Source organism: Streptomyces sp. PA03-1a, from assembly GCF_033792805.1.
In the GTDB taxonomy this organism is placed as follows: Bacteria; Actinomycetota; Actinomycetes; order Streptomycetales; family Streptomycetaceae; genus Actinacidiphila.
On sequence record NZ_JARAVO010000182.1, the window covers coordinates 1 to 20291 of the forward strand.

20 protein-coding genes and 1 pseudogene are annotated in these 20291 nt (G+C 70.1%); 10 read left to right on the plus strand and 11 right to left on the minus strand.

The window, feature by feature from the left end; translation table 11 throughout:
* Positions 1-226 precede the first annotated feature (226 nt).
* Complete coding sequence (locus tag PV341_RS32210; protein ID WP_500328285.1) at positions 227-871, plus strand: hypothetical protein; 645 nt, start codon at positions 227-229, stop codon at positions 869-871.
* 111 nt (positions 872-982) lie between these two features.
* Here the strand turns inward: PV341_RS32210 and PV341_RS32215 are convergent, their stop codons facing one another.
* The 4 genes from PV341_RS32215 to PV341_RS32230 form a co-directional block, all read right to left on the minus strand.
* The gene (locus PV341_RS32215; protein ID WP_500359686.1) at positions 983-1402 is read right to left on the minus strand and encodes a CoA-binding protein; all 420 of its coding nucleotides are present in this window, start codon (positions 1400-1402) and stop codon (positions 983-985) included.
* Between the two features lie 567 nt (positions 1403-1969).
* Positions 1970-2683 carry a deoxynucleoside kinase gene (locus tag PV341_RS32220; RefSeq protein ID WP_500328288.1) on the minus strand — a complete coding sequence of 238 codons (714 nt, stop codon included), beginning with the start codon at positions 2681-2683 and terminating at the stop codon, positions 1970-1972.
* Positions 2684-3176: 493 nt separating this feature from the next.
* Positions 3177-3569, minus strand: a complete 393-nt coding sequence (locus PV341_RS32225) for a type II toxin-antitoxin system death-on-curing family toxin (protein WP_500328290.1) — start codon at positions 3567-3569, stop codon at positions 3177-3179.
* Entirely contained in the window at positions 3566-3877 is a 312-nt protein-coding gene (locus tag PV341_RS32230) for a hypothetical protein (RefSeq protein WP_500359687.1), read from the minus strand. Before PV341_RS32230 ends, PV341_RS32225 begins: the two co-directional genes overlap by 4 nt.
* A gap of 306 nt (positions 3878-4183) precedes the next feature.
* Here PV341_RS32230 and PV341_RS32235 point away from each other — a divergent pair, with 306 nt between their 5' ends.
* Positions 4184-4717, plus strand: coding sequence for a GNAT family N-acetyltransferase (locus PV341_RS32235; protein ID WP_500328293.1), 534 nt, complete (start codon positions 4184-4186; stop codon positions 4715-4717).
* 98 nt (positions 4718-4815) lie between these two features.
* Here the strand turns inward: PV341_RS32235 and PV341_RS32240 are convergent.
* Positions 4816-5014, minus strand: a pseudogene (locus PV341_RS32240) (alpha/beta hydrolase); the annotation flags it as partial.
* A 177-nt stretch (positions 5015-5191) separates the two neighbouring features.
* Between PV341_RS32240 and PV341_RS32245 the strand changes: the two are divergent.
* Positions 5192-5953, plus strand: coding sequence for a polysaccharide lyase family 7 protein (locus PV341_RS32245; RefSeq protein WP_500328294.1), 762 nt, complete (start codon positions 5192-5194; stop codon positions 5951-5953).
* Positions 5954-6062: 109 nt separating this feature from the next.
* Here the strand turns inward: PV341_RS32245 and PV341_RS32250 are convergent, their stop codons facing one another.
* Both PV341_RS32250 and PV341_RS32255 read right to left on the minus strand, forming a co-directional pair.
* Positions 6063-6539: a hypothetical protein gene (locus PV341_RS32250; protein ID WP_500328295.1), complete on the minus strand. Its 477-nt coding sequence runs from the start codon at positions 6537-6539 to the stop codon at positions 6063-6065.
* 209 nt (positions 6540-6748) lie between these two features.
* Positions 6749-7780, minus strand: coding sequence for a serine protein kinase RIO (locus tag PV341_RS32255; protein ID WP_500359689.1), 1032 nt, complete (start codon positions 7778-7780; stop codon positions 6749-6751).
* 584 nt (positions 7781-8364) lie between these two features.
* Here PV341_RS32255 and PV341_RS32260 point away from each other — a divergent pair.
* Together PV341_RS32260 and PV341_RS32265 are read left to right on the plus strand one after the other, a co-directional pair.
* Complete coding sequence (locus PV341_RS32260) at positions 8365-9834, plus strand: DEAD/DEAH box helicase (RefSeq protein WP_500328299.1); 1470 nt, start codon at positions 8365-8367, stop codon at positions 9832-9834.
* A 176-nt stretch (positions 9835-10010) separates the two neighbouring features.
* Positions 10011-10751, plus strand: coding sequence for a class I SAM-dependent methyltransferase (locus PV341_RS32265; protein WP_500328300.1), 741 nt, complete (start codon positions 10011-10013; stop codon positions 10749-10751).
* A 111-nt stretch (positions 10752-10862) separates the two neighbouring features.
* Here PV341_RS32265 and PV341_RS32270 read toward each other — a convergent pair whose 3' ends face one another.
* Entirely contained in the window at positions 10863-11444 is a 582-nt protein-coding gene (locus PV341_RS32270; RefSeq protein WP_500328301.1) for a TetR/AcrR family transcriptional regulator, read from the minus strand.
* Positions 11445-11555: 111 nt separating this feature from the next.
* On the opposite strand from PV341_RS32270, the gene PV341_RS32275 reads away from it, so the two are divergent.
* From PV341_RS32275 to PV341_RS32285, 3 genes are all read left to right on the plus strand, one after another.
* Entirely contained in the window at positions 11556-12566 is a 1011-nt protein-coding gene (locus tag PV341_RS32275) for an NADP-dependent oxidoreductase (RefSeq protein ID WP_500328369.1), read from the plus strand.
* A gap of 541 nt (positions 12567-13107) precedes the next feature.
* The gene (locus tag PV341_RS32280) at positions 13108-13581 is read left to right on the plus strand and encodes a VOC family protein (protein ID WP_500359690.1); all 474 of its coding nucleotides are present in this window, start codon (positions 13108-13110) and stop codon (positions 13579-13581) included.
* A 238-nt stretch (positions 13582-13819) separates the two neighbouring features.
* The gene (locus PV341_RS32285; protein WP_500359691.1) at positions 13820-15259 is read left to right on the plus strand and encodes a dihydrolipoyl dehydrogenase family protein; all 1440 of its coding nucleotides are present in this window, start codon (positions 13820-13822) and stop codon (positions 15257-15259) included.
* Positions 15260-15439: 180 nt separating this feature from the next.
* Here PV341_RS32285 and PV341_RS32290 read toward each other — a convergent pair whose 3' ends face one another.
* Complete coding sequence (locus tag PV341_RS32290; protein WP_500359693.1) at positions 15440-16105, minus strand: maleylpyruvate isomerase family mycothiol-dependent enzyme; 666 nt, start codon at positions 16103-16105, stop codon at positions 15440-15442.
* Between the two features lie 198 nt (positions 16106-16303).
* On the opposite strand from PV341_RS32290, the gene PV341_RS32295 reads away from it, so the two are divergent.
* Positions 16304-16912, plus strand: a complete 609-nt coding sequence (locus PV341_RS32295) for an ArsR/SmtB family transcription factor (RefSeq protein ID WP_500328307.1) — start codon at positions 16304-16306, stop codon at positions 16910-16912.
* On the plus strand, positions 16909-18222 hold the full coding sequence (locus tag PV341_RS32300; RefSeq protein WP_500328308.1) for an MFS transporter: 1314 nt from the start codon (positions 16909-16911) through the stop codon (positions 18220-18222). The genes PV341_RS32295 and PV341_RS32300 overlap by 4 nt, the downstream gene beginning before the upstream one ends.
* Positions 18223-18343: 121 nt before the next feature.
* Here PV341_RS32300 and PV341_RS32305 read toward each other — a convergent pair whose 3' ends face one another.
* Together PV341_RS32305 and PV341_RS32310 are read right to left on the minus strand one after the other, a co-directional pair.
* Positions 18344-19222, minus strand: coding sequence for a geranyl diphosphate 2-C-methyltransferase (locus tag PV341_RS32305; protein WP_500359694.1), 879 nt, complete (start codon positions 19220-19222; stop codon positions 18344-18346).
* 52 nt (positions 19223-19274) lie between these two features.
* Positions 19275-20291: family 2 encapsulin nanocompartment cargo protein terpene cyclase (locus tag PV341_RS32310; RefSeq protein WP_500359695.1), on the minus strand; the 1017-nt coding region annotated here is incomplete at its 5' end.

Consider the following 20291-nt stretch of genomic DNA (forward strand, 5'->3'; position numbering starts at 1 on the left):
CTCCCCGCCCGGCAACACCCAGAACGGCAACACGAACTTCGGCAACCGGGCAAGCGACGTGCTGCCGCATCAGTGCCTGGACCGGAAGACGCGTCCGGGACGGGTCTGCTGACAGGGCACGTTGACTTGGTTCTGGCAGTAGTTGGTGAAAGGACCCTGCCCCGGGCGAGACCTTGGGCCGCCAAAGTGACGTGCGATCCGGCTCGGCAGGCCGTAGCGTCCTGGGATGAGCAGCTTCAACACGCACCAGAGACGGGTCTACGACGAGGGCCTGTCCGCGCGTGTCCGGCATACGAATCTGCGGTCGTGCCTTGTCCACTTCGCGCCTTACGGCTTCCGAGCCACCTATCACCACCTCTGCCTCAGCGCGGGAATTCCCAAGGATCTGGAGAAGGATCCGAGCTCGCTGATACACGCCGTCGCGGAGCTGCGCCACGCCCGACAGCTCTGGCTCGCTGACGAACGTGCTCATGCCCATAGCCGCCGAGCGGACAAAGCACGCGGCTTTCGGCAGGCGAAAGCAGACGACTCATGGCGAGGCTGGCAGCGTGGATGGGGGAACATCGCCTACTGCCCCGAGCCGACGATCCATCCCGGCGAGCCGCTGCCGGTGGTCGTCGAGCGGGTGCTCCGTTCGTCGGTCCCGCTCGATGAAGCTCGCGGGCTGACGTGCCGGGTATGCGGAAACCGGGGCAACACCAGCGTTTGGCACGACGGCCTCTACCGGATCCATCAGTTGTGCAGGGAATGCGGGGTCAGCCTCGCGGTGCAGCGGGCCGACGAGCCCGACCCGCTGCTGGCCGCCGCTCACGCCCGGCAGTGGAAGGACATCTGGAGGCTGCGCAACGAATCCCCTCGCAACCCGAGCTGAGTTTCCGCACGAGGGTGGCGTCACGGTCAATGCGCACACGCTCTGGCCCATCGACCACGGGGCCACGGCACAACCTGCCGACACCATCGCGCAGTGGCCGGCCGGTAAGCGTCAGCCCAGCCCCAGCCGGGGTATCTCCCGTCCCGGGGAGCGGTCCATCACCATCAGCAGGCCCGCATCGCGTGTCCTTGCGTAGGCGGCCTCGTCAATGACGTCCAGCTGAAACCAGACCGCCTTCGCGCCGATCGCCACGGCCTGGTCGGCGATACCCCCGGCGAGGGCGGAGTTGACGAACACGTCCACCACATCCACCGCGAAAGGGATCTCGGTCAAGGACGCGTAGCCCGGCTCGCCGTGCACCGTCTCGGCCTTCGGGTGGACGGGTACCACCCTCTTGCCCAGGCGCTGCAGCTTCCCCGCCACGCGGTAAGCGGCCCGTTCGGGGTTGTTGGACAGGCCCACAACGGCCCAAGTGTCGCCGGCAGCGGTGAGTATCTGCCGTATCGTCGCGTCGTCGCCGTACGTCGTCATGCCCCGCACCGCCGTGCGCGGGTGAGCTCCGCGCCACGTGCCGCCGAGCTCATGATCACCGGGAGGGCCAGGTCCTTGGGCTTCATCTGCAGCATGGAACGACCCTAACCGGCTGGAATACTGTATGCAATGGTCTTGGCTGGTCCATTTCGCCTGGCGAGTGGCTGCTGCCCCAACGCCTGGTTCAAGGACGGGGCTGGGTGAAGGGCGCCCCCACATCCCCCGTGCAGAGACGCTGCCTTCGACGTGCGGCTGCCGCCCGTCCCGGCAGGCGGTCCGGCTCCCGCGCGGCAACACGCCACCCGGCACGCCACCGGCACCACGCCCCTCCATGCCGGAGGGCCCCGCCACATCCACCGCAGCCCACCGCCGGCTGGCCGGCACGACCATTCCCACCGCTACTCACACCCGACCCGGATCTGCAACTTCACGCTGCACCAGGCTCAATGGGGTCGCGCCGCGGACTGACGCAGCCCCCTCTCGGAACAAGGCCACGGATCCACCCCTGCTCACAGGGGTGGATCCGTGGTCTTTCGGGACGTCGGGCGAATGGAGGGGGTCCGCCGCTCAGGCGGGGACCGCCGTGGGCGTCTCGCGTTCGGCGCTCTCACCGGTGGCGTTCGCCCGGTGCCCGACCGCCGCCAGGGCGTCCTTGACCTCGCGCGCCACGCGGGCCGCGTCCTCGGGGTTGTTCACCACATCGGTGTGATTCATGTCGACGACGAGGACCTCGCTGGCCGAATAGTGCTTGTGCACCCAGTCGTCGTAGCCGGACCACAGCGTCCGGTAGTACTCGACGAGGCTCTCGTCCTGCTCGAAGTCCCGGCCCCGCAACCCGATGCGGTGCAGGACCGTCTCGAAGTCCGCCTTGAGGTAGACCATGAGATCGGGTGCCTTGCGGTACGGCAGACCGTCGATCTCGCGCATCATCTCGTCGAGCAGCCCCTCGTACACCCGCATCTCGAGGGAGCTGATCCGGCCCAGGTCGTGGTTGACCTTCGCGAAGTACCAGTCCTCGTAGATGGACCGGTCGAGGACGTTGTCGCCCTGCTTGTACGCCTTCTTGATCGAGGCGAACCGCGTCTGCAGGAAGTGGAGCTGGAGCAGGAAGGGGTACCGCTTGGCCTGGATCTCCTCGGGGCTCGCCGTGTAGAAGAGCGGAAGGATCGGATTGTCTTCCACGCTCTCGTAGAAGACTTCGCTGCCCAGTTCCTTGGCGAGCAGTTCGGCCACACTCGTCTTGCCGATTCCGATCATGCCTCCGACGCAGATCACTGACATACCTCACATCTCCGTGGCGGGTCTTCTGTTCACGGGCGGGTGGGCAAGACGCCCCAGACCACTTGGACGCGCGTCGGCGGTCACGCGATTCGCGGGATCTTCATGATCAGCGTCGTGTCGTCCCCGTCCGGACCCAGGCCCTGACACCGGCCGCTCTCCTCGACCGGCCGACCTGGCCGTTCCGCGTCGCCACACGGCAACGAGCCGCAGCCCCCGCGGCCGCCCTGAAGTTTAACTGATCGTTTCGGAATGACGTACGGGAGTCGTCGCAGGCAGATGATGCCGCGGGCGAGTTCCATCAGGCCGTGGTGGAGGCCAGCGCGGCGCCGCCACGGGCCCAAAGACGCTTGGACTTGTGGAGCCGGGCAAGGGTCGCTCGACGACCAGAGGATCTCGCCCGCGCCGGATTCGGGCGCGACGCCGCGTCGCACGATCAGGGGTTTGATGCCGCGCCCTAGGGGCGTGCCGTGCTCCCTCACGCCGGGGAGTTCTTTCAGGCGGTACCCCATTGGCGAAGTTGCAGGGCGATCTCCTTGACGGACTTCTCGCCGGCGATGGCGTCGCGGACCAGGACAGCGGCGTCCTTCGGCGGGTAGGTCAGGGTGTGGCCGTTCACGCGGAGGAACGCGACTGCGGCGAGCCATCCGAACTGGCCGTTGGAGTGCTCGAGGGCCGGGAGCCTCACCAGGGTGTGGAGCAGCGCGGCAGCCTTGAGCCAGATCGAGCCGTAGACATCCTGGCCCATGGCCTCCGCGCGGTGGCGGGCGACCGCGGCGGGAAGTACCCCCAGGTCGTCGGCCTGCGGGTCCCCGAGAATGTGCTCGGCGACCTGCAGCAGCATCGGCACTTCCGCGTAGATCACCCCGTCGGGGCGGGGTGCGCTCACGCGGCGCTCCCGTGTGCCTGGTCGCCGTCGAGCTCGGCCAGGCGGCGGCCGGCCTCCGCCTCCGCGGAGCGGCGCTCCTCGTTCGGACGTCCGTCCTCCGGCAGGATCTCGGCGAACGCGTCCTTGACGTGGCCGTGCGCCTCCACCGCAGCCTGCAGGAATTCGTTCGGGACGGCGTTGGCGAAGCTGAGCGCGGCCCGGCGGATGTACTCGCGGGTGGACAGGCCCGCGGCCGTGGCCGCGCGGCGCACCTGGTCCAGTTCGTCGTCGTCCGCGAACGGGACGTTCATACCCTTGGGAGTCGGCATGTACTGACGGTACCGCCAGTACAACCAGGGCGCGAGTGGTTCGGCGCTCCTACCGCAGCACACCTCCGGAACCGACCCCGTCCCTCCACGCGGCGTCCTGCTCCTGACCGCGTTGATCGCCCGGGTCGCGGTCGACGCCCCCGCGACGACGCTCCGCGCGCCGGTCCGCCCTGGGGCCATGGGCGAGGGCCTGCTCCTGCACACGCCCCAAAGACGACGCAGGCACGGCGGCGGATGCCCGCCGGCGGACGGCAGCGGCCGCCACGCCGATTACCGTTGCGGCTTCGCCTTCGACAGGATGAACCCATGACCGAGATCCAGACCCCCCGCCTGCTCCTGCGCCGCTGGCAGGACGACGACCTGGTGCCCATGGCCGAGATCAACGGCGACCCGCAGGTGATGCGCTGGGTCGGCGACGGCTCCGTACGCGACCTGGAACACACGGCGGAGGCCATCGAACGGTGGGAGGAGGAGTGGGACGAGGAGGGCTTCGGCCTCTTCGCCGTCGAGTTGCTGGCCTCGGGTGAACTGGCCGGTTTCACCGGCCTGTCCCTGCCGGAGTTCCTGCCCGAGGTGATGCCCGAGGTGTCCGTGTGCTGGCGGCTGGGCCGACAGTTCTGGGGTCAGGGCTACGCCTCGGAGGCCGCCCATGCCGCGATGGAGTTCGCGCTCCAGGACCGCGGCCTGGAACGGCTGGTCGGCATCGCGAGGATCGGCGACAACGCCTCGGAGAACGTGATGCGCAAGCTGGGCATGGCGCCGCAGCGCGAGACCACACACCCCAAGTACGGCTTCCCCCTGCGCGTGCACACCATCGACCTCACCGAGTTCCAGGCCTGAACCGGCGCCACCGCCCTGCGAGCGTCCACGTGGACCACGGCCCCGCCGACGGTCCGGGCGGTACGAGGGCCCACCCCGGCACGGGTGCACCCCGTGGACACGATCGGGCCTTCCAGCTCGTCGGCCGCCCTCGCTCCGAACAGAATCCGCGATCTCCGCTTCGTCGTGCGCCGTGCGCGGCCGGTCGCCGCGACCGGGCGCGTCGATGACGGCGACGGGGAGGCCGCAGCCGGTCACCAGGCGCTGGGCGCGGCCCGACATCGCCGGGTGCTTCCTGTGGTTGCCACCGCTGTGGGCAACGTCCACTGCGGACCTGATGGCTCCGTCCTGCGACGGCCTCACGCCCGGACAGCGCGGCGATTGGTGCAGACCTTGACGCGGCCACGCCACGGTCTTACGGTCTCGAGCTGACCGGTGTTCACATCCACACACCGCGTTCAGGTAAGTGAACCGTGATGCGACAGGAGGTCCCCCATGCGCGTGCGTACGCTGCTCGCTTCCCTCGCCGTCGCGACCGTCGTCATCGGCAGCGGCCCCGCTTTCGCCGCCGACCCCAAGGTCGCCCCCGGCGGCAACTTCGATCTCTCGGTGTGGCAGCTCCAGGAGCCGGTCGGCTCCCCGGGCTCACCGACCACCATCTCCTCGTCCCGCCTCCAAGGGGCGAACGGCTACCAGGACTCGTACTTCTACACCGACACCCGCGACGGCGCGATGACCTTCTGGGCGCCCGAGAAGGGCGTCACCACGCCCAACTCCAACTACGCCCGCTCCGAACTGCGCGAGATGAACCGCAGCGGCAGCGCCGCGGACTGGCCGCTCAGTGGTAGCCATCGCATGAGCGCGACGCTGCGCGTGGTCTCGGTGACCTCCAACGTCTGTGTCGGGCAGATCCACCTCGGCTCCGGCGGCTCGTCCACCAAGCCGCTGCTGGAGCTGTACTACCGCTCCAGCGGCGACATCGTCCTCGGCACCGAGAACTCGCCCTCCGGCGGCCAGACGCTCCACACCGTCGGCCACGTGTCCGTAGGCAAGACGTGGACGTACACCATCGGCGTTTCCGGCGGCCACACCATCGACCTGACGGTGAACGGCAGCACCACGCACTACGCGATCCCGTCGTCGTTCAACGCCTACAAGCAGTACTTCAAGGCGGGCTCGTACAACCAGTCCTCCTCCGACAGCACCACCAGGGGCGCGCGCGTCGCCTTCTACGGCCTCACGGTCTCGCACAGCTGAGCTACCGGCTCCCGCCGCGAGCGACAGGGTCGCGGCGGGACCTCTCGACCGGGGGCCGGGCCGATGTCCTCTTCCCCATGCTCCGCGACGAAACCTTCCACCAACCGGCCTACGGCTCCATGAGCAGGACGACTCGATCAGCCTCGACATCGAAGCCGAGGATCGGATGGCCAACGGCGCCCTCCCCGTCCATCAGCACCGGCTTGCCCAACCGCCGCCCGATCTCCCGGAAGAAGCCGCACAACACATCGAGTCGTTCCTGCCCCTGCAACTCCCGCAGATCGACGTCGAAGTCGACGACCTCGTCGTCAAGGAAACGGAAGATCGCCAGCACATCGGCAGACGGCCAGACCAGGAAGTTCGGACACTCCGCATCCGCGGGGCGGGACAGCACGGCCTCCGCCCGGGGTACCGGAAGCACGGCCTCGCCCTCCGAGTACTGGCACTCCCAACCCTTCTCCGCGACGAGATCGAGGACGGCCTGCCAGCCCTCCACCGAGACGTCCGGGACACGCACGTCCGGCAACGACCCCATCGAGTCCGGGTCGAAGAAACTGCTCACGTCATCCCACAGCAGATCAGCCACCTCGCCATGCAGCCCGGCTCGCCAGCCCAACGCAGCCCCTTTTCCAATGACCGCAGGCATGGGCCCCCACGCACCGTCAGGTGCGCCCTTCCGTCCCGGGCAAGGCGCGCCATCCCCGCCCGCGCGGGCCCGGGAGCGGCTCCCGGGCCCGCGTCGCGCGTCGGCGTGCGTGCACGGCGACTGGGGACACGCCGATTCACAGGAGACGTTCAGCCCAGCCGTGCGTCAAAGGCCAATGCCTGCGCCAGTTCCTCTACACGTCGCTCGGCCAGGCCCCTGGAGACGAACCAGGCACCGACGTTGCGGACATCGCGCTCCAGGAAGGACAGACCCCGCGGGTTCGCGACGACGTCGACGATCTGAGGCACGTCGATGACGACCAGGCGGCCCTCGTGGACGAGGATGTTGTAGGCCGACAGGTCGCCGTGCGCGTAGCCGTCACGCGCGAGCAGCGACAAGCTGCGGCCCAGTTGCTCCCACAGATCGTCCAGATCGACCTCTTCCGAGCGGAGCTGGGCGAGACGTGGCGCGGCCGTCCCCGACCGGTCGCCGATGAACTCCATGAGGATCTCGGTCCCGAGGATCTGCACGGGGTACGGCACGGCCACCCCCGCCGACCACAGCCGCGACAACGCCGCGAACTCGGCGCCGGCCCACTGGCCGGCGATGGCCTCCTTGCCGAAGGCCGTGCGCTTGGCCATGGCCCGGCTGATCCGGGACTCCTTGTGGGCACGCCCCTCCAGGTATCCGGAGTCGCGGTGGAACATGCGGTGCTGTCCGTCGCGGTAGCGTTTGGCGGCCATCAGAGTGCGGCGGTCGGTTCCGGGCACCGCCCGTTCGATCAGGAAGACGTCGGCCTCTTTGCCGGTCTTGACGATCCCGAGTTCGAAGTCGACGGCGGCCAGGTCCGTCACCACCCATGCGGGGCGCGGCTCGGGGCCCTTCTCGGTCGGGGTCGACCGGTCCCAGGTGGACCAGCGGTCACCCTCTGCAGGGCCGTCGGTCGACTGGCCGGGCGTTGGTTCCTCGAGGGTGTCCTCGTCGTCTTCGGCTCCGGAATCGAAGACGGTGGAACGGAGGTCCTGGGTGCTGTGGGCATCCCCGACCGCCGAGGGCCGGCGTGCCGCGTACTCGGGGAAGGCCTCCTCGAAGGCCTCGTCAGCGTCGCGGTGACTGCGTCGTCTGGTGCCCTTGGGGCGGATGCGGGTGAAGGACTCGCCGTCGGCAAAGCGCTCACGCATGGTGATGATCTCCAGTGGAAGGACCCACCGGGCGGAGCGTCAGCGAACGCGCGTCATCAGCCGGTGGGAAGGTAGCGGGAAAAGGCGTCTGGCGCGCACACACGAGCGCGCCGCGTCACGGCGGCGTCCACGAAGACGCACCTCCTCTCCCACTACGCCGGGCCGTTGTTCACGCCCGGCACTCCAGATCGGCACGATCCTAGCCAGCCCCGCAGACCGCGCAACCGGTTTTCTCAGGCCCCCGCAGGTACGGGTTGACGAGCACCGAAGGGGGCGACCCCGCGTTGCGCGGGCGCCACCGGGTCCTGGGTACGCCGTCGTCCCGGCCGATCCGGAAGGGCGCCGCCCCGTGCGGGACCGCGGACCCGCCGGGGAAACCGGACCGGGCGGGTAAACTCGTGGGGAAGTGTGATCCGCACGTCGGTACCCGGCGCCGGCACGCACGACGCAGCTCGACCCCACGCCGTACGGACGGGACCACCCGCTGTCGGTCACCGTCTTGTCTTCGGCTCGTTCTGGCGACTCCCCGGCCGCGCATCCACCGGGAATTCCCTCGATGCGTGCCCGTCGAGGAAGGTTCGCCCATGAACCGTTCGCCCCGGAACGACCAGCGCTCCGGCCAGTCCGGCCGTTCCCGTCCGCACATTCCCGGCCGCTCCGGCGGCAAGGGACGCCCCACGACCCCGCAGGGCGAGTTCGCGGCACCCGTGTCGACGACCCCGGCCCTGCCGCCGATGACGGCGTTCACCGAGCTGCGGCTCCCGCCGGCCCTGCTGAAGACGCTGACCGACCTCGGCGTGGACGAACCGTTCCCCATCCAGGCCGCCACGCTGCCGGACGCGCTGGCCGGCCGGGACGTGCTCGGCCGGGGACGCACCGGTTCGGGCAAGACCCTGGCTTTCGGCCTGCCGCTGCTGACCCGTACAGCCGGGCAGCGTGCCGAGCCCAAGCGGCCCCGCGCACTGGTCCTGGTGCCCACCCGTGAACTGGCGCAGCAGGTCACGGAATCGCTCACCCCCTACGCCCGGGCGCTGGACCTCAGGCTCGCCACCGTGGTCGGCGGCCTCTCGATCGGCCGGCAGGTCGGAGCGATCCGGGCGGGGGCCGAGGTCGTCGTGGCCACGCCCGGACGTCTGAGCGACCTCGTCGCGCGCCGTGACTGCCACCTGGACCACGTGCGGATCACGGTCCTGGACGAGGCGGACCAGATGGCGGACCTGGGGTTCATGCCGCAGGTCACCGAGCTGCTGGACCAGGTGCGGGCGGGCGGCCAGCGGATGCTGTTCTCGGCCACCCTCGACAACAACATCGACCTCCTGGTCCGTCGCTACCTGACCGATCCGGTGGTCCACTCGGTCGACCCCTCGGCCGCGACCGTCGTCGCCATGGAGCACCACGTGCTGTACGTCCACGCCGCCGACAAGTACGCCACCGCCACCGAGATCGCCGCCCGTGACGGCCGGGTGATCATGTTCCTGGACACCAAGCACGCGGTCGACCAGTTCACCAGGCACCTCGAGGGTTCCGGTGTCGCGGTGGCGGGCCTGCACAGCGGGAAGTCCCAGCCGCAGCGCACCCGGGCCCTCGCACGGTTCAAGACCGGCGAGGTGACGACCCTGGTGGCCACCAACGTCGCCGCCCGCGGCATCCACATCGACGACCTGGACCTCGTGGTCAACGTCGATCCCCCCGGTGACGCCAAGGACTACCTCCACCGCGGCGGACGGACCGCGCGGGCCGGCCGGTCCGGACGGGTGGTGACCCTCGTGACCACGCACCAACGCCCCGACATGACCCGGCTCATGTCCGACGCGGGCATCCGGCCGACGATCACCCAGGTACGATCCGGCGATGCGGCGCTGAGCCGGATCACCGGGGCCAAGGCCCCGTCCGGCGTTCCCGTCGCCGGCGCACCGGCCGCGCAGGCGTCGGCACGCGGTGGCGCCCCGTTCCGCGGCCTGGGCACACGCCCCGGCCGGGAGTCGCGCAAGACGGCCGAGGCCCGCCAGATGGCCGCGGCCCGTGAGGCCGCCCGCATCCGCCGGGGCAACTGACCCCACGCTTGCTGCGCCGGCCCACCCCCCGTCGAGCAGGAACGCGACGCCGCGGCGCCAGGCATCAGGGACGGCGCTCGCAGCCGCACGGGCGAGCGGGGCGTCGGAGGACGCTCTGCACACGGAGATGCGTTCCGGCTTCGCCGCGAACTGAGCGGCGGGGCATACTGTCCGTCGTGGCGACGTATGACCGCATCGGTGCGACCTACAGTCACACGCGACGACCGGATCCCCGGATCGCCGCCCGGATCCACGAGGCGCTCGGCGATGCCACCACCGTCATCAATGTGGGTGCCGGCGCCGGTTCCTACGAACCACCGGCAACGGTCCTGGCGGTTGAGCCCAGTTCGGTGATGATCGCCCAACGTCCGACCGGATCTGCGCGGGCCCTGCAGGCATCGGCCGAGTCGATTCCCATCGCCGACGGCTCGGCCGACGCGGCGATGGCGCTGCTGACCGTGCACCACTGGACCGACCTGGAAGCCGGCGTCGGGGAACTCCTTCGGATCGCCCGGCAGCGCGTCGTCATCCTCACGTGGGACCAGGCCGTCTTCCGCAGGTTCTGGCTGCTGGACGAATACCTGCCGGAGGTGGCCGCGTTCGACGGCACAAGGGCCGTCCCGATCGACCGGCTGGTTGCGCTGCTCGGAGGCGCGCGCGTCGAGACGGTCCCGGTCCCGCACGACTGCACCGACGGATTCGGCGCCGCCTTCTGGCGCCGACCTGAGGCGTACCTCAACCCGAAAGTGCGAGCCGGCATATCGATGCTCGCCCAGACCGGTGAGGAAGTCCTCCGCCCGGGCCTGGCGCGGCTGTCCGGCGACCTGTCTTCCGGTCTGTGGCACGAGCGCCACGCCGACCTGCTCAACCGCGAAACGCTCGACGTCGGCTACCGACTTCTCGTAGCCGACCTGTAGGAACAGGCCGGGGCAGGACCGTGCCTTCCGCCCTGCTCGCCTGCCAACCGTGCGACGTAGGCGTTTGAGCGGTCGCGGTCCGCCTCACTGGCTCGCGTACGCGACGATCAGCTACGGGCGGGGTTCCTCCTCGGCATTGCTGCTCGCTGTGCGGGTGAGGATCGCACTTGCGACAACGTCGAAGAGGTGCTCGGCGCGTGGCGCGAGCGAGGGTTGATCGCCGAGCCAGGCAAGCGCCGCTACCAGGGCGAACACATCGGCGCCGTCCATGTCGGTCCGCGCGGTGCCCGCGGCCTGGGCACGGGTCAGGAGCCGCGCGCCGGCCGCGCGCAGAGTGACGCACGAAGCGTGGAGTGCGGACTCGGTGTCCTCGATGGCGGCTGCCATCAGCACCACGGCGCCCCGGTACTCGGTTGTCCAGGCGACGCAGTCGCGCAGCCACGAAACGAGAGCGTCGCCGGGCGAGTTGGACGTTTCGAGGGCGTCTGCCTTGGCGGTCAGCTCGTCGAAGCTCGTGCGGAGCAGGGCGTCGAGCAGCGCCTCGCGCGTCGGGAAGTGTCGCAGCAGCGTCGCGAGTCCCACATCGGCCCTGCGCGCGATGTCGCGCAGTGACACGTCGACGCCTTGCTCGGTGATGGCGGTGCCCGCTACTGCGAGCAGGTGGTCGCGGTTCTTCCTGGCGTCGGCCCGCATCTGTCCCCCTTGACTATCCGGATCAGTGGTCCATATATTCGGATCAGTGGTCCGTTTATGTGGATCGCTGATCCGAATGAGTCTATCCCGCAGCGCGGGGAGGAGAAACCGATGCCGACACACACGATGAGGGCGGTCCGGCTCCATGAGCACGGCGGTCCGGAGGTTCTGCGGTACGACGAGGTGCCGATGCCCAAGCCCGGGCCGGGTGAGGTGCTCGTTCGCGTGCACGCGGTCGGCGTCAATCCCCCCGACTGGTACCTGCGCGACGGGATGTCCAACCTGCCTCCGGAGGTGCGGCCGAAGTTCAGCCTGCCCGTGATTCCGGGGACGGACCTGTCGGGCGTCGTCGAGGCCGTCGCCGCGGACGTGGACGGCTTCTCCGTCGGGGACGAGGTCTTCGGTCTCCTTCGCTTCCCCAGCTTCGACGGCAGCACCTACGCCGAATACGTGGCCGCGCCCGCGTCGGACCTCGCGCTCAAGCCGGCCGGCATCGATCACGTGCACGCCGCCGGGGCGCCCATGGCCGGGCTCACGGCATGGCAGTTCCTGATCGAGCTCGGACACGATCACCCGTCGCCCTTCCAGGCGGCGCAGCACCGTCCGGTGCCACTCGACGCCGACACGACGGTGCTCGTCAACGGCGCGGCGGGCGGCGTGGGACACTTCGCGCTTCAGCTGGCGAAATGGAAGGGTGCACGGGTCATCGCGGTGGCGTCGGGCGCACACGAATCCTTCCTGCGCGAACTCGGCGCCGACGAGTTCATCGACTACACCAAGAGCCGTCCCGAGGAACTCGTGCACGACGTCGACCTCGTTCTCGACGCCGTCGGCGGCCCCCACAGCAAGCGCTTCCTGCGCACGCTCAAGCGCGGCGGCTCCCAGTTCCCCGTGTTCTTCGGGGAATTCGACGAAGAGGAGACCGCGAAGCTGGGCGTCACCGTCACGGGCACCCAGGTCCGCTCGAACGGCGCGCAGCTCGCCGAGCTGGCACGCCTGCTCGACGCGGGCACGGTCCACGTCGCGATCGACAGCACCTTTGCGCTCACGGATGCCCGAGCCGCGCACGAACGCGCCGCCCGAGGGCACATCCAGGGGAAGATCGTGCTCACGGTCGCTTAGGAACGAGCCGTTTCACTGCGCTCCGGTCCGTTCGGGTTCGCCCGTGCGGGCCGGCCGCAGCCCCGCGTCGTAGTGATGCCGGTAGCCGAAAAGCTTTTCGATAATCCTGGCTCCCAAAAGGTCACGGATTCGATGTTCGCCTCCCCGGATTGCCACGAAAGAAGGCCCTCGAGGAAGTTCCGTTCGTGTTCCACCTCACTCGGGCTGACGGATCTGCGAGCCGAGGCTGGGTTGCCGGTCGCCGCCTCGAGCTGCCCCTACCGGCCACCGCCGTCCGGCCCGCAGGCGCCTCCGATCAAGGAGCCGCATGCCTCCCCCGTCGTCCGGGCGCCCTCCCGGGGCCGCTTCGGCAGCCTCTTCGCCGGTTCCGCCCGCGCAGCACCTGCACCCGCCGCTCATTGCCCGGCGATGACGCTGGGGGGACCTGCCAGTACCTGGACCAGCAGGCCAGGGCCAAGGCAGGCCTGCTGGACCGCTCCGAGGCACCTTTTGGGCTGGTTCTCTGGGATGCACGCAGTCGTCAAGAACCAAGGACCTCCCCATGAACCTGAAGCTCGAAATGATCGTGCTGCCCGTCTCCGACACCGACCGGGCCAAGGCCTTCTACGAGAAGGTCGGATTCCGCCTGGACGTCGACTACACGGCCAACGAGGAATTCCGGGTCGTGCACTTCACGCCGCCCGGCTCCGAGTGCTCGATCATTTTCGGCGAGGGAATGACTCCTATCGCACCCGGCTCGTTCCAAGGCCTGTATCTCATCGTCTCCGACATCGAGGAGGCCCACGCGGAGCTCGTCGGCCGCGGCATCGAGGTCAGCGAGATATTCCACGACGCCGGCGGGCTGCTGTACCACGGCCACGAGGGCGGGGATGTCACCTACGACCGTGTCGGCCAGAAGCAGCTGGCCGGCCTGCATCCCGAGCGCGCCTCCTACGGCTCCTTCCTCACCTTCAGCGACCCGGACGGCAACGGATGGGTGCTCCAGGAGGTCTCGCAGCGCCTCCCCGGCCGCTGATCAGCCCACACAGCCGCCGCAGGCCGGCACCGGACCGCCGGGCGAGCGCGATGGTTACCCTCCGCCGCCCGGCGGTCCGGTGCCGCGGACACCGTGAGACGGCTTTGCCGCCACGGTCGTCCCATCCCGGGACCGCCCCCGTCGACCCCGTGCGGGGCGGAGGCCCCGACGCCCTTCCGGAGTGTCCGACCGAGTCACCGAAGCAATGAGGAATCAAACAGTGAGGAACGCAGCAGAGATGAACGAGACGACCCGCACCTACGACGTGATCGTCATCGGTGGGGGGCCGGTCGGCGAGAACGTGGCCGAACGCGCCCGCGCCGCAGGGCTCAGCGCCGTGATCGTGGAACGCGAACTCCTCGGCGGCGAGTGCTCGTTCTGGGCCTGCGACCCGAGCAAGGCGCTGCTCCGCCCGGTGGTGGTGCGGGCCGACGCGAGCCGCGTACCCGGACTCGACCCGGCGGTGGCCGGCCCGCTGGACGTCGAGGCGGTCCTCGCACACCGCGACAAGATGTCCTCGTACTGGAAGGACGAGGACCAGGTCGACTGGCTGAACTCGGTCTCCGTCGACCTCGTACGCGGCCACGGCCGCCTCACCGGCCCCAAGCAGGTGGCCGTGCGGACCCCTGAGGGCGACACCGTCGCCCTGACCGCCCGGCACGCCGTCGCCGTCTCCACCGGCACCCGCGCCGCCCTGCCCCCGATCCCCGGACTCGACACCATCCGCCCCTGGACCAGCCGCGAGGCCACCAGCGCCGACAAGGTGCCCGGCCGCCTCGCCGTCGTCGGAGGCGGTGTGGTCGCCGTCGAGATGGCCACCGTCTGGCAGGCGCTCGGTTCCCAGGTCACCATGCTCGTCCTCGACGACGGACTCCTCGAGCGGATGGAGCCGTTCGCCGGCGAACTGGTCACCGACGGACTGCGCGAAGCGGGCGTCGACATCCGCTTCAACACATCCGTCACCTCCCTGGCCCGCGAGGGCGGCGAAGACGGCGATGTGCGGATCGCGCTCTCCGACGGCGGACAACTGGCCGCGGACGAGATCCTGCTGGCGACCGGCCGCGCCCCGCAGACCCGCGACCTCGGTCTGGAGACCGTCGGTCTCACCCCCGGCGACTGGCTGACCGTCGACGACACCTTCCGTGTCACCGGCGTCGACGGCGGCTGGCTCTACGCCGTCGGCGACGTCAACCGCCGTGCGCTCATGACGCATCAGGGCAAGTACCAGGCCCGGATCGCCGGCACCGTCATCGGCGCCCGTGCCAACGGCGAGCCCGTCGACGACGCACCCTGGGGCGCGCATGTCGCCACCGCCGACCACGCAGCCGTCCCCCAGGTCGTCTTCACCACCCCCGAGGTCGCCTCCGTCGGCCTGACCAGCCGCGAGGCCGAGCAGAGCGGGCGCCGCATCGAGGTCGTCGACTACGACCTCGCCCACGTCGCCGGCGCCCACCAGTACGGCGAGGACTACCGCGGCAAGGCCCGCATGCTCGTCGACACCGACCGCAACACCGTGGTGGGCGTCACCTTCGCCGGCCCCGGCGTCGGGGAACTGGTGCACTCGGCCACCATCGCCGTCGCGGGCGAGGTGCCCCTCCACCGGCTCTGGCACGCCGTCCCCGCCTTCCCGACCCTCGGCGAAGTCTGGCTGCGGCTGCTGGAGACCTACCGCGGCTGAGCATGCTCCGGCCGGCATGCGGGGTGGCCCTGGCCCCCGTCGGCTGACCCGGCCGTGCGCGGGTGAGGAGCGATCCTCCCCTCCCGGCGGCCGGTAGCGCTGCGGGGGCTCGTGAAGTCCCCGCAGCGCCCACGTACGGAGCTGGAAGCACTCTTCACGTGGGAGTGCCTGGGCATCGGATCACGCACTGCCGCAGCGACTGCGGAGGAGTTCCACACCGGGGCCATCGAGGTCGTCGCAGTAGGTCGCGCGCCCGGTCGTGGCCATGATCAGGGCCACGGTGGGGCCGGACACGAGCGGCCCGGAACCGGTGGCGAACGGGCCGTCATCCGCGACGAGTCGCAGTCCGCCGATGCGGCCCTTGGCAAGGACCACGAGGTCCGAACCCTGGTAGTACTCGGCAACCTGCGTGAGGACCTGGATCGGGTGGTCGTGCCGGATGCCCAGCGGGCGCCGGATGTCCTCTCCGTGCACGATCGTTTCGCCCAGCATCGCGATGGTGGGCAAGGGAGGCTTGGTGGTGCTCGGGATGACATGCCGGAATCGTTCGAGGGTCTCGGCCGGAGTCGTGCCCAACTGCTCGGCCAGCCGCATGGCCACCTGCTTGTCGAAGTCGAACCTGCAGCGGATCACTCCCGCCATCCAGCGCACGGCATTGAGGCTCGCGCCCGCGGTCACGTGCGCCAGCACCTCACGTACCGTCAAGCCGGTACACAACGAGGGCGTTGCCCAGCGCTCGTCCGTCAGATCCGCGAGATCGGCCGCCAGCGCCGCTCGCTCGGCGTGGATCAGGGGCCAGACCCCGGTCCCGCGGCTACGGTCTGCTGTCACTTCCGGATCGGTCATACGGCCAGGTCTCCTGTCACGGGTCGCGCTCTGCGGCAACGGCATTCACGAAGGAGACTCCGGCTCCAGCGCAAAGTCATCGCCCGTGCGCGACCTGTCCTCCGGCACCCGTACCTGGATCTCCCAGGCACCGGCAGCGGCTCGGAACGGAGATGTGAGACTTGACTCTCACAATATGTGAGAGGAGACTCTCACGTCATGGATGCCGATAACCGTCTGGGCGATGTCGAGATCACTGATCCGCGGGCGATGCGGGCGCTGGCGCACCCGGTGCGGCTGGCGATCCTCGAACGCCTCCAGCGGCACGGGCCGGCGACGGCTACGCAACTCGCGCCCGATGTGGGGGCGACCCCGTCGGTGACCAGCTGGCATCTGCGGCATCTGGCGGGCTTCGGGCTGGTCCGCGATGCCGAGCCCGGCCCGGACCGTCGCCAGCGGCGGTGGGAGGCGGTGGCGCGCGGCTTCCGGTTCGAGGCGCCGGAGGACCCGGAGGACGAGGAGGGCAGGACGGCCGCGCGGGTCCTGTCCCGGGAGATGTTCGTGCGCTCCGCGGACCTGGCGAACCGGTGGGCCGCCGAGGTCGAACCCGGCCTCGAACCGGCGTGGCTGCGGCGTGCGGGGCTGGCCAACACCCGCGTCGTCGTCTCCGCCGACGAACTCGCCGCCATCGAGGACGCGATCGAACGCGTCCTGGCGCCCTACGTGATGCGTGACGAGGCCGCGCGTCCGGCCGACGCCCGTGGCGTCAGGCTGCTGCGTTACGCCCTGCCCGAGGGCGCCGAGCAGCGGACCGGCGGGACGTCATGAGCGCCGCAGACCAGGCCGTACCCATATCGCTCTGGCGTGACCAGCGGTTCCGTCGTTTCTGGGCCGGCCAGTCGGTCTCGCAGTTCGGCGACCGGATCACCGAACTGGCCCTGCCGCTGATCGCGGTGGGGGCGCTGCACGCTTCGGCCCATCAGGTGGCGTGGCTGACCGCGCTCATCTGGGCCCCGAACCTGCTCGGGATCGTCCTCGGTGCCTGGGTCGACCACCGCATCCACAAGCGGCGCCTGATGGTCCTCGCCGACCTGGCGCGCGCCGCAGTGCTGCTCTCCCTCCCGGCCGCCTATCTGCTGGAGGCGGTGACGCTGGGGCAGTTGTACGCCGTGGCGTTACTGACCGGCGCCGCAGCGGTGCTGTTCAACACCGCCTATCCCCCGTTCTTCGCCCACCTGGTGCCCCGGTCCTCCTACGTGGACGCGAACAGCAAGCTCAGTACCAGCCGGTCGGCGTCATACGTCGCCGGCCCGGCGATCGGTGGTGCTCTCGTCCAGGCGCTGACCGCTCCCGTCGCCGTCGTCGTCGACGCCCTGACGTTCCTGGCGTCCGCGCTTCTGGTCGGTCGGGTTTCGATGGACGAACCGCCGGCCGTCCCTGACCGGGCGACACCCCCGCTGCTGCGGCGGGCCAGGGAGGGACTGGCGTTCGTCATCCGTCACCCGGTGCTGCGGCCGAGCCTCGGGTGCGTGGCGACCATCAACTTCTTCACCTTCGTCGCGGGCAGCGGGCTGATCGTGCTGTTCGCCAACCGGGACCTCGCACTGACCGCCGGAGTCCTCGGCATGGCCTTCGGGATCGGCGCCACCGGCTCGCTCCTTGGCGCGGTGATCGCGCCGAAGGTCTCGCGAAGGCTCGGCGTCGGCCGAAGCATCGCCGTGGGCGCGGTGCTGTTCCCGGCACCGATCGCCATCACCGCCGCCGCGGGCGGACCCCTGTGGGCTCGCGCCGGAGCCTTGGCCCTGGCCCAGTTCCTCTCCGGTGTCGGCGTCATGCTCTTCGACGTCAACCTCAACTCCCTTCAGGCGGCGGTGATCCCCGATGGCATGCGCAGTCGGGTCGCCGGCGCGTACAGCACGATCAACTACGGTGTACGCCCCGTGGGCGCCGTCCTCGGCGGCCTCCTCGCCACACTCATCGGCCTCCGGGTGACGCTCCTCGTCGCCGCCGTCGGCGGAGCGCTGTCGCTGCTCTGGCTGCTGCCCTCGCCGGTACCACGCATCCGTTCCCTGACCCCTGGCCATCCGGTAGCTCCCGGCACCGATACGAACCGGGACGCGCAACCATCGCCTACCTGACCGCAACGGAGGCATCCGGGTCGGAGCGTGGGCCGCGCTGCCGACACGGCTGCCCCTCACCGGCGCGATTGCCACGCGCCGGTGAGGGGCGGTTGCCCGTGGGTGTCGCCGTGCAGGAGGGTCAGACCCGGTCGGCCGCGATGAGCAGGTACTGGAAGCTGCCGTTGCGGTAGGCGGTCAGGAACGTGTCCTCGATGCCGGTGACCAGGTGGTCCGCCTGCTTGCGCAGCTCCCAGTAGGGGATCGCGGCCTCGGTCAGGTCCTGCACGTGGACCGGTACCAGACGGTGGCGCGCCATCGCCCGGAAGTACGCGGAGCGCGGGTGGATGTCGCAGATGTAGTGCGCGTTGATCAGGGACACCTCGCGCGAGGCCTGACCATAGGTGTCGTTGTAGCAGCCGGTGACCGTCACGTACCGTCCGCCGCGGCGCAGCAGGCGGGCGTGCTCGGCGAACAGCAGGTCCAGCTCGACGTACATGGTGGACTCGTTGTTCCAGGACGCCGCGTACCCGCCGGTCTCGAAGCCCGTGTCGAGCATGTTGCGGTGGTGGTAGCGGACCTTGTCGTCGATGCCCCGGGCACGGGCCTGGTCGTTGGCGAAGTCGGCCTGTTTGGTGGAGAGGGTGACCCCGTCGGCGTGGCAGCCGTAGCGCAGGTGCGCCACGACGCTGCCGCCGCCCCGGCCGCAGCCGGCGTCGAAGACGCGGTCGTCCGCGGAGAGGTTCCCCAGGTTGGAGGCGAGCAGTTCGGCCTGGGCGTGCTCCAGGCGGTGCAGTTCGGCGGTGATGCGCTTGCGCCGCCGGCCGGGATCGGGTTCGTCGAGGACCGAGGTGTCGGCCTCACCGATGCCGTAGTGGTGGTGGTACAGGTCGTCGATCTTTCCGAGTTCGAGGTTGACCGGGTTCTCCTCGGCGTTCCAGTAGTCCGCGATCCGGCTCTGGTAGGTGGACTGGGCCGGGACCGGAAGGACCGCGGGCCGGGCGGCACGGGCGTGGGTCAACTGTTGCTCCTCGTGGTGCAGGTGCCATGTGCCGGTGGGTCACAGGCGGCGGTTACCAGTAGTCGGGCAGGTGGTAGCGGTGGCTGTTGGTGGCGTGCCACTCGTGGTTGCCGGACACCCAGGCGGCGAGCCCCCGGGCGTAGCGCTCCACGAGGGGCGAGGTGGCGGAGAGCAGCGCCGATTCCTCTTCGAAGGCCGCCATGATCGTGTTGTGGATCTCGACGGATCGCAGGTAGGCGGCCTTCAGCCCGCGCCGCTCGTTCGCGGCGACGACCTGGGGCAGGTTGAGGTGTGACGGGTCGCTGGCCAGTTCCTTGGTGAAGGAGTACAGGTCGTTGACGATCGTCGTGGCGTTGCAGGCCAGCGCCGTGATCCGCTGGATCTCGGGGCGGGCGTAGGCCTGCTCGGGCAGCTCGTAGCCGTCCACGGCGTCCACGATGGACAGGCAGGGGCGGAAGTTGTTGAACTGCCGCATCACGAGGTACTCCCAGACCTGCGGCACGTACCGGGTCTCCGCCCAGGCGGCCTCGGCCAGGTAGCCCAGGTGCAGCCGGGCGACGTCGTGCACGAACCGGTCGGTCTGGCTCGGTGTGGCCAGGACGGCGAAGTCCCGCAGCGCGAGGTGGTAAGAGCGCAGCGGGCCGTCCGCCCGGACACCGCGCCGCCACTCCTCCTCCAGTGCGGGGGTGCCGTGGTAGGGGTCGAGTGCCGACTGGGCGATGACCAGCCGTCCGCCGAGGCCCTTGCGCGCTCCCCCGCGGCCCTCGTCCTCCTCGCAGTAGCAGGAGTCGACGATGTTCTCGGCGAGCAGCAGCTTGCCTGCGGCGGTGAGGCGCTCCAGGTCGGCGGCCCCCGGGTGCTGGAGCACGACGGCACGGCCGAACTGGAAACCGGCGAAGTCGCCCTGCCAGGCCGCCGGGAACAGCTCGTTGGCGCGGGCCCAGGCCTCCACGCGCAGGTCGACCTCCTGCACCTTCTCCGGGTCGGCGGGCACCGCGGGCCGGTACAGCAGCCCGGGGATGGCGCCGTGGCGCCGCGCTCTCGCGCTCCGGGCGGGGCTGGGGGGTCC

What these genes read in the sequence shown, in the direction of transcription:
- PV341_RS32210 (WP_500328285.1), top strand. Translation starts at nt 227, where the DNA reads ATGAGCAGCTTCAACACGCACCAGAGACGGGTCTACGACGAGGGCCTG.
- PV341_RS32215 (WP_500359686.1), bottom strand. Translation starts at nt 1,402, where the DNA reads ATGACGACGTACGGCGACGACGCGACGATACGGCAGATACTCACCGCT.
- PV341_RS32220 (WP_500328288.1), bottom strand. Translation starts at nt 2,683, where the DNA reads ATGTCAGTGATCTGCGTCGGAGGCATGATCGGAATCGGCAAGACGAGT.
- PV341_RS32230 (WP_500359687.1), bottom strand. Translation starts at nt 3,877, where the DNA reads ATGCCGACTCCCAAGGGTATGAACGTCCCGTTCGCGGACGACGACGAA.
- PV341_RS32235 (WP_500328293.1), top strand. Translation starts at nt 4,184, where the DNA reads ATGACCGAGATCCAGACCCCCCGCCTGCTCCTGCGCCGCTGGCAGGAC.
- PV341_RS32245 (WP_500328294.1), top strand. Translation starts at nt 5,192, where the DNA reads ATGCGCGTGCGTACGCTGCTCGCTTCCCTCGCCGTCGCGACCGTCGTC.
- PV341_RS32255 (WP_500359689.1), bottom strand. Translation starts at nt 7,780, where the DNA reads ATGCGTGAGCGCTTTGCCGACGGCGAGTCCTTCACCCGCATCCGCCCC.
- PV341_RS32260 (WP_500328299.1), top strand. Translation starts at nt 8,365, where the DNA reads ATGAACCGTTCGCCCCGGAACGACCAGCGCTCCGGCCAGTCCGGCCGT.
- PV341_RS32270 (WP_500328301.1), bottom strand. Translation starts at nt 11,444, where the DNA reads ATGCGGGCCGACGCCAGGAAGAACCGCGACCACCTGCTCGCAGTAGCG.
- PV341_RS32275 (WP_500328369.1), top strand. Translation starts at nt 11,556, where the DNA reads ATGCCGACACACACGATGAGGGCGGTCCGGCTCCATGAGCACGGCGGT.
- PV341_RS32280 (WP_500359690.1), top strand. Translation starts at nt 13,108, where the DNA reads ATGAACCTGAAGCTCGAAATGATCGTGCTGCCCGTCTCCGACACCGAC.
- PV341_RS32285 (WP_500359691.1), top strand. Translation starts at nt 13,820, where the DNA reads ATGAACGAGACGACCCGCACCTACGACGTGATCGTCATCGGTGGGGGG.
- PV341_RS32290 (WP_500359693.1), bottom strand. Translation starts at nt 16,105, where the DNA reads ATGACCGATCCGGAAGTGACAGCAGACCGTAGCCGCGGGACCGGGGTC.
- PV341_RS32295 (WP_500328307.1), top strand. Translation starts at nt 16,304, where the DNA reads ATGGATGCCGATAACCGTCTGGGCGATGTCGAGATCACTGATCCGCGG.
- PV341_RS32300 (WP_500328308.1), top strand. Translation starts at nt 16,909, where the DNA reads ATGAGCGCCGCAGACCAGGCCGTACCCATATCGCTCTGGCGTGACCAG.